The following is a 13873-nucleotide window of genomic DNA, read 5'->3' as shown; positions in this document are numbered from 1 at the left end:
GAGGCTGTCGGCCGGTCCGGTGGAATCGCGCGACGCCGACGTTCTGCTCCTGTTTCCGCCGCAGACCGAAGCCAGGTTCTTTCCCTATTTGAGCCTGCCTTATCTCACCGGTCATCTACGGCGGCACGGGCGGCGGGTCCACCAGGCCGATCTGAACATCGCCCTCTTGCACGACCTGCTGGGGCATCCGGAACTGCTGGGTGACGTGGTGCGCGAGCAGCCGGACGACGGGGCGGGCACCTGGTACCGAGGGGCGATGGCCGACGTCGTGGCCCGATACGTCGACGAGCTCCGTGCGCATGTCCTGCGGAAGGAGCCGGCCGGAGAGCTGGGCCCCGCTCGTGCGGTCAGGCTCGCCCATCACGCGATCGAGCTGCTGGTGCGCGATTCCTTTCTGGTCCGTACCTGGCGGGATCTGGCCCAGCTCGACGACGCGGTGCGGCGGTCCGCCCGGTTGCCGCCCGCCGCGTCGGGGATACCGCTTGAGCGGCTGTACCTCATGGTCGAGGCGCTGCTGGCCCGGCACCGGCCACGCGTGGTCGGCCTGTCCGTGGCGTTCTTCAGCCAGCTCGCCCCCGCGCTGCTCATCGCCGCCTGGATCAGGCGGCTGCGGCCGGACGCCAGGATCTGCCTCGGTGGCCAGCAGGTGATGCTCCGGCACGAGGAGCTGGCGCGGCTGCCCGGCGTACAGGACACGGTGGACGCGCTGTGCTGGACCGCCGGCGAGCAGCCGCTCGAACGCTGGCTGGACGCGCTGGACGGGAACGTCCCGGCGGACGCGGTCCCCGGCATGATCTGGCTGCCGCGCGCCACGCCCGCTCTACCCTCCGCGCCCGCCCACCGCTCCTCGCCAGCCCATCGCTCCTCGCTCGCCCATCGCTCCGAGCAGCCGGTCACGCTGCGCTTTCACGACCTCGGGCCGCCCGACTTCGCCGGGCTGCCGGTCCGTTCGTACCTCAACGAGACCATGGAGGTCGCGATCATCTCGTGCGTCGGCTGCTACTGGGGGCGGTGCGCGTTCTGCTCGTACGGCAACCGGTCCCTCGCGCCGGGCGCCTACCAGCAGGGCACGGTGCGCCAGATCGCCGACGCCGTGGAGACCGTGGTCCGCGACACGGGCGCGGCCTTCGTGTCGATCTCCGATGAGAACACCAACCTGCGGCTGATCGTGAAGGCGATGCGCGAGGTGCGCGACCGCGGCGTCACCGTGGGGTTCGGCGTACGCAGCAGGCTGGACGCCACCCTGGCCGACCCGGAGTTCTGCCGGAGCCTTGCCGAGGTGGGGTGCGAGCTGATGTCGGTCGGCTACGAGGGGACCTCCCAGCGGCTGCTCGACCTGATGGACCGGGGCGTACGGGCGGCCGACTACCAGCGGATCGTCGAGAACGTCGCGGCGGCGGGCATCGTCCTGCGGTTCTCGGTGATGGGGTACGTCTTCGACGAGACGCCCGCCGAGTTCGAGGAGTCCCTGCGCTTCCTCGCCGCGAACCAGGAGCGCATCGGCATCGACGCGCTGGAGCTCATGGTGTCCGAGCCCGGCAGCAGGCTGGCGCGGGACCCGGACGGCTTCGGCCTCTCGCTGGACACCTCGGGCGCGCTGGTCGGCAATCCCGAGCTGAGCTACCTTTCCGGCCGTGTCGGCCATCCCCTGACGGTGCCCGGCGGCCCCACCCGGGCGGAGGCACTCGACCGCCTGGTGCGCGTCTTTCACACGGTCAAGCCGGGCAAGGTAAGCGCGATCCTGCCCCGCCGCCCCGGCGTCGGGCCCCGGACGGCCGTCGCAGCCGTCAGGCCGTATCCATGGGTACGGACGGTGCCGGCGGGCGTGGACGCGGCCGGTTTCGCGGGGGCGAAGGGCCAGGATGCCAGTGCCACCCGCGACAAGGGGGACGGGAATGGCCGGATCTTGGTGGCCGATCTGGTCTGGGAACGGTTCTACGCGCTGCCGCTGAAAGACGTCGAGCAGCGCGCCGACGGCGTGCTCGAGGCGCGCACCCCCTACGGACGGCGGTTGCTGGCCCGCCTGGTCGAGGCGACGGCAGGCACAGAGCACACGAATGAGGAACACCCGGGCACCGAAGGCACGGACGCGGAACGCGCGGATGAGAAGCATCGGGAGACGCCGCCTGTGGTCGCGGGCGGGGAGCCCGTCAGGAGGCCGACATGACGACCGACATCACGACCGGGACCATCCGGGACGGCGAGGCCGGCCCAGTCAGGCTGGGGTTCGGACTCCTCATGGACATGCCGTGGGGCGGCGGTTCGCTCGGTCGGCGCGGCGTCGGGTTCGTGGAGACGGACGGCGGCGGGGACATCACGCCACGGGTGCGTGCCTTCGCCGAGCGCCATGGCGACGACTTCGCGTACGCCGCCTTCGCCTACCAGCCCCGCTCACGCGCGACCCCGCGAGCAGCCGACTACATCCGTACCTACGACCGCTTCTTCCAGGCGTTTCCCACCGGGCTCGGCCGGGCCTTCCATCAGACCGAGTTCAACATGGGAACGCCCGAGCGCTACGACCGGCGACCCGCGGCCGAGTTCACCAACGAACTCGCGGCTCGCTACGGGTTCCGCTGGGTGGTCGAGGACCTCGGCATCTGGAACCTCCGCGGCTATCCGCTGCCGTACCCGCTGCCGCCGCCGCTGACCGAGCCGGGCCTGGAGATCGCCACGCGGAACGTGGCCGAGACCGCCCGTCTCCTGGAGCTGCCGCTGCACGTCGAGTTCCCCGGGTTCACCGAAGGCGGGTCGTTCGTTCTCGGGCATCTCGACGCTTTCACCTACTTCGCGCGGCTGGCCGACGACGCCGACGTGCACGTCACGCTGGACGTGGGCCACCTGCTCAGCTACCAGTGGCTGCGTGGGCGTACCGGCCGCCACATGGTCGACGACATCGAGGCGCTGCCGCTCGAGCGCTGCCGGGAGCTGCATCTGTCCGGCTGCCAGATCGTGAAGGGCAAGTTCCGCGACCTGCATCACGGGGTGCTGCTGGACGAGCAGCTCGAACTCACCGAGTACCTGCTGCCGCGCTGCCCCAACCTGCTCGGCGTGACCTACGAGGACCCGATGTTCCGCGACGACGGCCGACTGGTCGAGAAGTCGCGGCGAAACTACGGCCGCCTGAAGGCGCTGGTGGGCGCATGGCGGGACGAGACCGCGTGGCGGAACGGGACCGCGCAGCGGGACGAGACAGCGCACCCGGATGGGACCGCATACCCGGATGGGACCACGCAGCCGGATAGGACGATGCGCCAGGACAGGACGGCGCGATGAGTACCCCGGTCGCGCGGTCACTCGACGGTGAGCAGCTCGCCGACCTGATCATGCGGCTGCTGCTCGACGCCCGGCTGCGGGAGCGGCTCGCCACCGACGGCGCCATGGCCGTGGCGGCGGACGCGGGCGAGCTGGAGTGTCTGGAGACCATCGACCTTGACGAGCTCGACGCCGCCGCCCGCCGATTCCGCTCGAACATCTGGCGGCTCGGCGCGGGCGGCAGCCTGGCGTCGGCGTTTCCGCGCAGTGTGTCGGTGTTCGCGGCGACCGGCCTCGGTGATGCGGAGTTGCTCGACGGCTTCCTCGGGTCGCCGCATTTCAGCAGGTTCCGGCTGATTCCGTACTCGGGGCCGGGGGTGTCGGTGGAGGAGGCGTTCGCCGCGTTCCTGCTCGATCTGACGGAGGCGCGGCGGGCGCGGCAGGCCAACACCGACACCGACGCCGACGCCGACGCCGCGATCCTGCGGGAGACCGTGGGACACGAGCTGATGATCGCCCTGTTCGCGGCGCTGGCGTGCGAGCAGCCGCTGTCGTTCGTCATCGAGAGCGAGGGGATCGTCGAGACCGGCCGCGGTCACGCCGCTCTGCGCCGGTACACGCCGGCCGCCCTCGCTTCCTGGAGCGAGGCCACGCCGGGCGGCGGCCAAGCGGTCGACGTCCAGGCGGGCAGTGGCCAAGCGGGCGGCGGCCAGGCGGGCGGCGTGCCGTACGCGTACTTCGCCACGCCCGCCGGGGTCACTCGCGGCGTGGTCTCCGAGCGCGTGGCCGCGGCGTTCGCGGCCATCCCGACGGCCGAGAGCGACGCGGCGCGTCGCGCGCTGTCCCGGCGCGGCCTGTGGTGACCCGGTAAGCCGTACGACCTGGAGATGAGGGACAAACCCATGCACATCGTGTTGGTGGACATGCCGTGGTCGTCGATCGACGCGCCGTCGCTCTCGCTCGGTGTGCTCAAGCGCCGGGTCCTCGACGTGTTTCCGGACGCCGAAGTGGACGTCATCCATGCCAAGCTCGACTACATCGACTGGGTGGACGAGCATGTCGGCTTCACGTTCGAGGAGTACGACACCTTCGTGAGCTCCTACTTCTCCGGTCACAGCGAGTGGATCTTCTCGGCGGCGCTGAACGAGCGGCCTCGGTGGAAGGTGGCGGAGTTCGCCGAGTTCCTCGGTGGCAGCGTGCCGGAGCCGATGCTCGCCAAGGCGACGCAACTCCACGAGCTCGCGCCGCTGTTCATCGAGGAGACCGCCGCCCGGATCGCGGCCATGACACCGGACGTGGTCGGCTTCACCGCCACCTTCGCGCAGAACGCCGCGGCCCTCGCGGCGGCGCGCGCGGTCAAGAGGCAGGCGCCGGATGCCGTCACGGTGTTCGGGGGCGCGAACTGCGAGGGTCCGCAAGGCGCGGCCATGCACCGCAATTTCCCGTTCATCGATTTCGTCGTACGCGGTGAGGGCGAGCTGGCCTTCCCGCAGTTGCTCTCCGCGATCGGCGCCGACGGCGGGGACGGGGGCGAGGTCAGCGAGATCGCCGGACTGTGCTGGCGCGGGCCGGGCGGCGAGTCCGTCGTGAACCCGGTGGAGGCCCGGCCGCTACCGCCCGACGCGCTGGTCCCGCCCGACTTCGGCGACTACTTCGAACAGCACGCCAGATCCCTCGCGGGCTCCTGGGTGGAGCCGCGGCTCACCGTGGAGAGCTCGCGCGGCTGTTGGTGGGGCGAGAAACATCACTGTACGTTCTGCGGGCTGAACGGCTCGCTCATGCAGTTCCGCAGCAAGGATCCCGGCCGGTTCGTGGCGGAGATCCTCAGCCTCGTCGAACGGCATCGGGTCCTCGACGTGTGGGTGACCGACAACATCCTCGACATGGCCTACCTGACCTCGATGGCGCCGCGCCTCCAGGAGTCCGGCTACGACCTGCGGATCGGCTACGAGATCAAGTCGAACCTGCGCCGGGACCAGCTGGAGATCCTTCGCGCGGCCGGCATCGACTACATGCAGCCCGGAATCGAGAACCTCAGCAGCCGGGTTCTCACCCTGATGGACAAAGGCGTGACGGGCTGCCTGAACGTCCGGCTGCTGCGTGACGCCGAGACCGTCGGCATCAACCTGAACTGGAACTACCTCTACGGCTTCCCGGAGGAGTCCGAGGCCGACTACGACAGCGTGATCGACCAGGCGCCCGCCCTGCACCACCTCATGCCGCCGTCGAACGCCACCCGGCTGAAGGTCGAGCGCTTCAGCCCGTACTTCGACCGCCCTGAGCTGGGTTTCGGGGAGCTCCGTCCGGCCGCGCAGTACCAGCACATCTACGATCTTCCCGAATCCGAGCTCAACGACCTCGTCTACGTCTTCGACTCCCCGCGCCGCGGCATCGACGCGGACTGCCTCGACCGCCTGCGCGCGGCCGTCGCCGCCTGGACGGACGCCTATCCACGCAGCCGCCTGACCCACTGCGACCTGGGCGACCACATCGTGCTCGTCGACACCCGGCCCGGCTTCTCCTGGCACCTGCTCGACCTCACCGAACCGCTGGAGCTGACGGTGTTCCGCCTGCTCGACACGCCGCACAGCCCGGCGGCGCTCGTACGCAAGGCCGCGGCCCGGCACGACGATGCGACCGAGGACCGGATCGACGAGCTGCTCGCGCGCTGGCGCGAACTCGGCGTGATCTTCTGCGACGCCGGCCAGGCGGTCCACGTCGCGCCGGCGGTCGCCAACCAGGACCTGATGCGGCTCGACGGCGAGAATCTCAGTCGCGGCGAACCGCTCGTACCGGCACTCGCGGAGGCCGCGGTACCAGTGGGGACGCCCAGATGAGCACCGACGCCGCGCTACCGGCGCACGTACCGATGACGCTGTGGAAGGACCGCGACCCGGCGGCCATGCGCGTCCGGGGCATGTACGCGGGCCGCGTGAACGTCACCGGCGACCCCCTCGCGACCGTGTCCCGGCTGGCGGCGGACGGCGTCCAGCTCGCCCAGCTGGACGACATGGTCGATCTGGACGACCCGGGCGGCGCGGCGGCGGTGGCCGCCCTCGCCGTCATCCGCGAGCTGACCAGCCACGGCATCGCGGTCGACTGGACCCTCCGCATGTCGGTCGGTCCGGCGGGCTGGCGGCCGCTCAGTCACCTTCATCCTCCGGCTGCCGTGTACGCGGGGTCCGCCGGGGACGGCATCGCGGCCGAGTGGCGCGACACCTTCCACATCGCGAAGTGCGGCTACCGGCTCGGTCCCGGCTTCATCGAGATCCGCGACCGCCGGACGGGCTCGTTCAGGCGCCTCGTCATCCGCAACCCGCACCGCGAGGAGGCGATCGCGCCGCTGCTGCGGGGCGTGCGGGCGACGAGCCTGGCGCCGACGGTGACGGAGCGCTATCTGCGGGCGGACCTGCTGCATCAGGTGGGGCGGTACGTGTGGTGGACGCCGTACCGGATCAGGCGCTGGCCGCTCAGCTCGACGATCCCTTAATAGTCGGCGCTCACCTGTGCTTCCTGGGTGCTGTCCCGCTCGAACATCTCCAGCCATCGTTCGGTGACCGCACCCGCCTGGCGCTTGATGCCGGGCTCGGGGAGGGATTCGGGCGGGTCGACGCCCAGGTGCCGCAGGCAGCCGAGGACGGTTTCCGGGTAGTCGGCGAGCATGTCCTCGTAGTAGATGACGTGCGGGACGCGCTCGCGGCGGTCGAAGTACTGTTGCCACGCCCTCGTCTCGTCGTCGAGGTGTTGCAGGTGGCGGCGGATCTCGGCGTAGTCGTAGTGGGGCTCGGACTGCGCCCGGCTGGTCGACAGGTAGATCCCGTCCACGATCCAGACGCCGGTCTGCTTCGCCAGGACGTACGAGATGGCCTGCCGGATCCGGTCCCTGCGCCGCAGCCAGATGTATTGAGGCGACATGAGGAGCTCGTCCAGGTCGACTTCGAGCCCCTGCAGGTGCTCACCGTGCACCTTGATGCCGAAAACCCCGTTCGGGCTGGTGCGGCAGGTCATTAACCGACTGACATAGCCCTTCACCCGGCCTTCCGGATCGGCGGTGTCGAATCCCCAGCGCTCGAAATAGTCGAGAACATGGGTGTCCGCGAGGTACCCGTCGGCGAAACCGGCCCGCCCGGTGTGCCAGAGCGTGCGGACGAGCATATTGCTGCCGGAGCGCGGCGCCGCGGCCAGGACGTAGCGAGTCGGCGGCAGCCCGGCGTACGGCGGGAAGTCGAATTCCGGGCTGTTGGTCCGGAAAAAAGGGGCCACCGTCCATACCTACCACCGCACCAGGCGATCAGTCAGGACACGGGCGCCCGGCGATATCAACCGCAGCCCCCAGGCCACGGCCCGCTGCGGCCTGGGGGCTGCCCTGCGGCAGGCAGCGTCACTCGTCGACACCAAGTGAAGCGTCGTCGCGGGCGGCGAAGGTCAGCGCGACGGTGCGGGCCAGTTTGCGGCACCGGCGTTCGACATCGCGGTCGATCCCGAGCGCCCGTATGTGGTGCATGTGCAGAAGCGACGCCACCACCGATGATTCGGTCAGATGTGGTGCGCCGAGTGGAAGGCGGTCCAGGTAGGCGGCCACGGCTCGCCGCCGGTGCTCCCATGCCCTGACGATCCGCGAGCCGCCCGGAAGAGCCGCGAGCGCCGCCCGGTCCCCGCCTGGAAGAGCCGCCGGCGCTGCCCGGTCCCCGCCCGGGTCCGCCAGGCCGACCGCTTGGCGGACGACCTCGCGGTCATTCGGGGCAGCGTGCCCGGTCAAAGGATGCTCGATCTGCCAACGCGCCCCCGCCGCCCGGCCTCTCATCAGGGCGGCCGTCAGATCGACCAGGCTCGCCGCGGTGAGCGCGTGCGGGTGTACGTGGCGAGCCGCCGACAGCGTCGCGAGCTGGGCGACCACCGCGGCGGAATCGGCCGCGAAGACGGCCTCCGCGCCGGCCATGACCTCTCCCGATCCATACCGCGCGGTTTCCGGGTGGTACGTATCCAGGACCAGGTCACCCACGAGGCCACGACCACGCAGCTCGGCGGCCCACGCCCCGACCCGGGCGGCAGACGGACCGTAGTCGTGCTCGCCTAGGTGCAAGCGAAGCCGCAAGTGCGGACGAGGGTCGCGGTAACGCACAAACCACCACATCGGCGGCTCGTCCCAGGTCTCAAGCAGGTCGGGCAGATGCCTGATGAGGATCGTGTCGACCACGCCGGGATCCCCGTACAGCTTGGCGAACAGAACGCGCGCCCCCGGCAGAACCCCATCCTCGCGCCCGACCAGCGGCAGCGGCCCCGGCACCGTCACGGCGGCGGGGGCACGGGCGGGCGGCGCGGTGGCGGCCAGCGAGATGACGACCTCGTGCGCGCGGCGGCCGAACCAGCCGTGCTCCGCCGGTCCTGTCGCCTCCGACACGACGGCGCTCTCGCCGGCGCCGTCCAGGTGGGCGCGGAGCAGCGCCAGGCTCATGGGCTCGTCCAGATCCAGGCGCAGCCGGCGGTCCGCCGTACCCACGGACACGGCGGCCGGCAGCCGCAGGCGGGCGCGCAGCTCTGTCATGGCCCGCACCCACTCCGGCCACGCGACGCCCGGCCCGGGCAGTGCCTCGGCGGGAATGCGCCACTGAGCGGGCGCGAGCACACTGCGGCCGTACCGGACCCGTGGCAGGAACGGCAGACAGGCCGCCGCCCCCCAGGAGAACGGCGACACCACAGCCGCCCGAGCACGCGGGATCTCGAACAGCAGGCGCGCGACCGGCGGCATCGCATGCCGCGCCACCGCGCTGCTCAGCACCGGCTCCACCACCTGCCGCCGCGACGGCGACAGCAGGTACAGCCGGTCGTTGTCCGCAGTGACCGCCAGATCCCGCCAGGGGATCCGCCGGTCGGGGCCGGCGCGGTGCTCGGCCAGGGTGATCAGCTCCGGCAGCAGGAGCGGGGTACGGGCGACATCCTGGGCGCGCGGATGCCGGGCGGGGAACGACAACTGGGCGGGCACGGCACCGTCCACCGCGACGGGCAGCCGACCGTAGAGGCCGACCATCTGACTCCGGTCCCCGTCCTTCCAGCCGCTGCCCTGCCGGTCGCGGTCGCGTGGGAGACCGTCCTGCGGCTGGTCGTCCCGCAAGTCGCCGTCTTGCCTGTCACTCAGGAGGTCGGCGAACCGGCCCACCAGGCCGGCCGCCGTGCCGTCGACGGCGAGGACCATCATGGTGAAGGCTCCGGCGGTCAGCGCGTCGATGGTGGGCGCGTGGACTTCGGCGACCAGCTCCATGTACGGGAGCGGTCGTGCCCCATCCACACTGTCTGCCGCCAGAGCCTCGATCACGGCATCGTCCAGCACGATCTCCTGCGCGCCGTCCAGAGCCGCCTGCTGTGCCAGGGCCAGCAGGCGCTGATCCCTGCGCGACAGGGGCGCGGGGACGGCAGGCCCGTCGTAATGGCCGGGGAACCCCAGCCCCGCCGTGGGATCGACGAGTTGCTCGATCGGTACGACGCCGCCGACCCCGTACCGGTCCAGGAACATGACGTGGTACTCCCGCCAGGCGGGATGCCCGGCCGGGTCCGGCGTCAACCGCCATAACGCCCCGGCGGCGGACTCGGCCTCGGCAGCCACCTCCCGAGGAAGTACCACGGTGCCGCCCAGCCGCAGGTCCACCGCGAGCGGCTGGGCGACCTCAACCGGCACCAGGTCCCGCATCCGCTCCCCGACCGCTCGCCTGGCCCGTACGGCGGCCTCGCCGGTCGCCTGATCGGCCGCCCGCAGCTCCGTGTGGATCGCACGCAGTTCCCGCACCAGCCGAACCACCTCGGAGCCCCGGCCCAGCGTGCCCACCTCGAACCCCTGACCCAGCGATCCAACCTCGGACTCTCTGCCCAGCGAGCTGATCTCGGACTCCCGGACCTGCGGAGCGGCTTCGACCTCCCGGCCCGGCGGGGCGGCCTCCCGTACCTGCTCCTGCGGGGTGGTGTCATCGAGCGAGTCCGCCGCGTCTCGCAGCCGGTCGAGCACGTACGCGAGCCCGTCAACGCTGGTCGAAGGAGCACGCAGGCTGGTGATCAGCAGCCCGCACGTGACGAGCTCCGCGACCATCGTCTCGATCGCCGGGACCTTGGCATTGGGGAACGCGGCGGCCAGCCCGTCGACCAGGTCACCAGCCCGAACGGGTGCCTGGGCCAGCTCCATGACTGTGCGGACGGCCACGCTGTGCCGTACCGACACCTCCGTCAGCTCACTGCGAGCCGGATCGCCCGCGTGCGGCTGCCAGGGCACCACGAGGCGTTCCCCCCGTACGAACGCGAGATCGTTCACCATGACCGGGAGGCGATGCCGCAGCTCCGGGTCCGATTCCAGGCGGGCGATCACCGCGGCCAGCCACACGCCGTCCGCCGTCGTCCGCGTGCGCGGGTCTCCGGCCAGGTGCTCCGGCTCCGCGCCGAAGCGGAGCGGGGCTACGCCCGCGAACGTCCCGAAAGGCGTGGCTCGGCCGCGCATCCGCACCAGATACCGGGCCAGTGACAGCGCCATGCGCCGGAGGCGACCGGGGCGGGGCCGACGGCCCGCGCGGACTGCCTCGATCTGGGCCGCCAGGATCGGGCTGGCCAGTGAGACGGCCGCTGCCACGGATTCCCGCGCCCAGACCTGAACGAGCCACCCGCACCACCGCTCAACGTCGGCCTCGTCATCCAGCTCGCGCGACAGCGGGACATGCGGCTCGGGGCGCGGCGCGACATACGGCTGAGGGGGCGGTGGGGCATGCGGCTCGGGCCATGGAGGGAGATCCAATTCAGTCCCGTGCGCGGTGGCGCGGATCAGCGCCGCGTCAAAGTGCCGGTACGGCTGCGAACGCTGGACGCTCACGCTGAGGCCTCCCACATTGCGCGCCTGACCCGGCGGCGGTGGCCGTCCAGCTGCCGCCGGGACGGCTCGGCGGGCCCGTCACCCCCGAGTGTCGCACGCGCGTGGCGCCCGTTCCGTACCGCGAAGACGATCAACCACGAGCTCAGGGCCTGCTCCACCGGCTGCCAAAAATCTGTAGTGGCTGCGGTAGACATTCGCGATGACGGAAGCTAGAGTTTCTGACATCGCAAGAAACGGATCCAACCGGGCAGAACACGAAGACCCCAGCACCACGACGAGCTGCCCGGATGATTTTGACGAAATACCAGGTGATGGCAGCAGGTCGGACTGACGGGGCCAGCGCAGTGGCAAGGGGCCCTGGCCGTGGACGCGCTGCCACACGAGAAGTAGGAAAAGAAGTTCGAGTAAGAGAAGGGAGCGTTGAACGCCATCGGGATCGCCCGCTGCCGGCTGATCACTCGCCGCTCGGGTACCGGAGTTCCACAGATGGGAAGGTGGTACACGGTCACGCATCCGCGATCCCCGCGTCATGGCCGTCCACTACGGCTGATGCGGACGACAGTAGACCGGCTAGATGGCCGGTAGATGGTGTTGAACCTCTTCGGGGCCCCGGCGCAATACGCGCCGGGGCCCCCTGACGCATGCGGAAGGCATTTATGGATCAAACACCTCCAGCACGTAGCGACCCCACACTCGCACCCAGCAAAGCCAATGACCGGTTCGACGATGAGGACTACCCCGCCTACAGCATGGGCGCGGCCGCGGAGATGCTCGGCGTCACCGCCGCCTTCCTACGTGCGTTGGGCGCCGCCAAACTGATCGAGCCGCAACGCTCCAGCGGTGGCCACCGTCGCTACTCCCGCTACCAACTACGTCTGGCGGCCAGGGCCCGCGAGCTCGTCGACCAGGGCACCGCCCTCGAAGCCGCCTGCCGCATCGTCATCTTGGAAGACCAGCTCGCCGAAGCGCTGCGGATCAACCGTTCCCGGGAGCGTTCGGACGAAGGCTGACGCCTGACGACGGTGATCATGCCTTGAGGGCTTCGTCAGGGGGTCTCACCGGTCGCGCAGGCGCACGAGGTAGCCGGTGATGTGGTCGTGGGCGGCGGTGACGGCGCGGATGGCCAGGTTGTCGATTTCCTGCGGTGGCCGGGCGTCTCTTGGGACCAGCGTGGCGTAACCGTGCGCCATGGACAGATGAACGTAGACGAAGTCCGTCGTCTCGGCCCAGGAGATGTCGTCGGGCAGGGCGGCCGAGGCCAGGGCCATGAGGGTGTCCATGAGGCGGCGGCCCTGCTCCTGGACGGTCTGTTTGTAGGGGGCGCCGAAGTCGTACGAGTAGACGAGGTCGACGCCGGCGCGATGATCCAGGACATAGCGGGTGTATGCGCCCGCGGTGGCGGCGAGCCGGTCGATCGGGTCGGGTCCCGCCTGCTCGGCCGCCTGGGCGAGGAGGTCGGCGATGTCGGCGACGATGGCGGCCGCGCAGGCGGCCAGCAGAGCCTCGCGATCGGGAAAGTGGCGGTAGGGCGCCGCCGACGACACACCCGCGCGGGCGGCGACCTTGGACACGGAGAAACCCGCCACGCCGATCTCGGCCAGGAGTGCGATGCCCTCGCGGATCAACCCGGCGCGCAGGTCGCCGTGGTGGTAACCGCGTTGCGGTGTCGTTGGACTGCTCACGGCGAACGATTGTCCCCTCTTCCAGATGTTAGAGTACTCTTACTTTATGTAAGAGCCTTCTAACATTCGGAACAGAGGCGCATCATGGAGCAGCGAAATCTCGGACAACAGGGCCTGACGGTGTCGGCTCTGGGATACGGCGCGATGGGGATCTCCCTGGCGTACGGACCCTCGGACAAGGAGGAGGGGGCCGCGACGATCCGCCGGGCCCACGAGCTGGGAGTGACGTTCTTCGACACGGCCGAGCTCTACGGACAGGGCGAGAACGAGCGGATCGTCGGGGCCGCGCTCGCACCGGTGCGGGACGAGGTGGTCATCGCGACGAAGTTCGGGTTCGACTTCAGCGGCACCCGGGAGGGCGGCGTCGACAGCCGTCCCGAGCACATCCGCGAGGTCGTCGACAACAGCCTGCGCTACCTCGGCGTCGACGTCATCGACGTGCTCTACCAGCACCGCGTCGACCCCAGTGTGCCGATCGAGGACGTGGCCGGGACGGTCAAGGAGTTCGTCGAGGCCGGGAAGGTACGCTACTTCGGCCTGAGCGAGGCGGGCGCCAACACCATCCGCCGCGCGCACGCCGTACATCCCGTGTCGGTTCTGCAGACCGAGTACAGCCTGTTCGAGCGCGAGGTGGAGTCCCTCTTCCCCGTCCTGCGCGAGCTCGGGATCGGGTTCGTCCCCTACTCGCCGCTCGGCCGGGGCTTCCTCACCGGCCAGGCCAAGCCCGGCGCCGAGTACGACGCCACCGACATGCGAGTCTGGGACGCCCGCTTCCAGCCCGGCAACTACGAGAAGAACGTGGCGGCCACCGACCAGCTCGCCGACCTGGCCGCCACCAAGGGCGCCACGGTCGCCCAGCTCGCCCTGGCCTGGCTCCTCGCCCAGGGCGACGACATCGTCCCCATCCCAGGCACCCGCGACCCCAAGCGCCTGGCGGAGAACGTCGCCGCCGCCGATCTCACCCTCGACGACACCGACCTGAAGCTCATCGCCGACATCCTCCCGGCCGGCGGCTTCGGCGCCCGCTATCCCGAGCAGCACCTCCCCACCTGGGACTGACCCGCGCGAGTGCGCTACTTCCGGCCCAGTGTGT

General features: G+C 70.6%; 10 protein-coding genes. 7 read left to right on the top strand and 3 right to left on the bottom strand.

Translation table 11 applies throughout. From position 1 onward, the window contains the following. Window positions 1–88 precede the first annotated feature (88 nt). Genes AB0B61_RS11280 through AB0B61_RS11260 form a run of 5 tightly spaced genes read left to right on the top strand, consistent with a single transcriptional unit; the run spans window position 89 to window position 6742 of the window. Complete coding sequence (locus tag AB0B61_RS11280; RefSeq protein WP_358430831.1) at window positions 89–2167, top strand: radical SAM protein; 2079 nt, start codon at window positions 89–91, stop codon at window positions 2165–2167. Further along, on the top strand, window positions 2164–3273 hold the full coding sequence (locus AB0B61_RS11275) for a DUF692 family multinuclear iron-containing protein (protein ID WP_358430829.1): 1110 nt from the start codon (window positions 2164–2166) through the stop codon (window positions 3271–3273). The genes AB0B61_RS11280 and AB0B61_RS11275 overlap by 4 nt, the downstream gene beginning before the upstream one ends. Beyond that, window positions 3270–4115: a hypothetical protein gene (locus tag AB0B61_RS11270; protein WP_358430826.1), complete on the top strand. Its 846-nt coding sequence runs from the start codon at window positions 3270–3272 to the stop codon at window positions 4113–4115. Before AB0B61_RS11275 ends, AB0B61_RS11270 begins: the two co-directional genes overlap by 4 nt. A 39-nt stretch (window positions 4116–4154) precedes the next feature. Further along, entirely contained in the window at window positions 4155–6089 is a 1935-nt protein-coding gene (locus tag AB0B61_RS11265) for a RiPP maturation radical SAM C-methyltransferase (RefSeq protein ID WP_358430823.1), read from the top strand. Next, window positions 6086–6742 carry a DUF5825 family protein gene (locus tag AB0B61_RS11260; protein WP_358430820.1) on the top strand — a complete coding sequence of 219 codons (657 nt, stop codon included), beginning with the start codon at window positions 6086–6088 and terminating at the stop codon, window positions 6740–6742. Before AB0B61_RS11265 ends, AB0B61_RS11260 begins: the two co-directional genes overlap by 4 nt. Here AB0B61_RS11260 and AB0B61_RS11255 read toward each other — a convergent pair. Together AB0B61_RS11255 and AB0B61_RS11250 are read right to left on the bottom strand one after the other, a co-directional pair. Then, entirely contained in the window at window positions 6739–7515 is a 777-nt protein-coding gene (locus tag AB0B61_RS11255) for a Stf0 family sulfotransferase (RefSeq protein ID WP_358430817.1), read from the bottom strand. The genes AB0B61_RS11260 and AB0B61_RS11255 overlap by 4 nt on opposite strands. 118 nt (window positions 7516–7633) lie before the next feature. After that, entirely contained in the window at window positions 7634–11098 is a 3465-nt protein-coding gene (locus AB0B61_RS11250; protein WP_358430815.1) for a lantibiotic dehydratase, read from the bottom strand. Window positions 11099–11754: 656 nt separating this feature from the next. On the opposite strand from AB0B61_RS11250, the gene AB0B61_RS11245 reads away from it, so the two are divergent. Next, the gene (locus tag AB0B61_RS11245) at window positions 11755–12108 is read left to right on the top strand and encodes a helix-turn-helix domain-containing protein (protein WP_358430812.1); all 354 of its coding nucleotides are present in this window, start codon (window positions 11755–11757) and stop codon (window positions 12106–12108) included. 45 nt (window positions 12109–12153) lie between these two features. Here the strand turns inward: AB0B61_RS11245 and AB0B61_RS11240 are convergent, their stop codons facing one another. After that, window positions 12154–12780, bottom strand: coding sequence for a TetR/AcrR family transcriptional regulator (locus AB0B61_RS11240; protein ID WP_358430809.1), 627 nt, complete (start codon window positions 12778–12780; stop codon window positions 12154–12156). Between the two features lie 84 nt (window positions 12781–12864). Between AB0B61_RS11240 and AB0B61_RS11235 the strand changes: the two genes are divergently transcribed. Further along, window positions 12865–13839 carry an aldo/keto reductase gene (locus tag AB0B61_RS11235; protein WP_358430806.1) on the top strand — a complete coding sequence of 325 codons (975 nt, stop codon included), beginning with the start codon at window positions 12865–12867 and terminating at the stop codon, window positions 13837–13839. Window positions 13840–13873: the final 34 nt, after the last annotated feature.

Origin of the sequence: Nonomuraea sp. NPDC049158, assembly GCF_040648335.1 — a bacterium.
GTDB lineage: Bacteria > Actinomycetota > Actinomycetes > Streptosporangiales > Streptosporangiaceae > Nonomuraea.
Note: the sequence above shows the minus strand (reverse complement) of the source record. Positions and strands in the feature narration are given on the sequence as shown.

What these genes read in the sequence shown, in the direction of transcription:
- AB0B61_RS11275 (WP_358430829.1), top strand. Translation starts at nt 2,164, where the DNA reads ATGACGACCGACATCACGACCGGGACCATCCGGGACGGCGAGGCCGGC.
- AB0B61_RS11245 (WP_358430812.1), top strand. Translation starts at nt 11,755, where the DNA reads ATGGATCAAACACCTCCAGCACGTAGCGACCCCACACTCGCACCCAGC.
- AB0B61_RS11270 (WP_358430826.1), top strand. Translation starts at nt 3,270, where the DNA reads ATGAGTACCCCGGTCGCGCGGTCACTCGACGGTGAGCAGCTCGCCGAC.
- AB0B61_RS11260 (WP_358430820.1), top strand. Translation starts at nt 6,086, where the DNA reads ATGAGCACCGACGCCGCGCTACCGGCGCACGTACCGATGACGCTGTGG.
- AB0B61_RS11265 (WP_358430823.1), top strand. Translation starts at nt 4,155, where the DNA reads ATGCACATCGTGTTGGTGGACATGCCGTGGTCGTCGATCGACGCGCCG.
- AB0B61_RS11235 (WP_358430806.1), top strand. Translation starts at nt 12,865, where the DNA reads ATGGAGCAGCGAAATCTCGGACAACAGGGCCTGACGGTGTCGGCTCTG.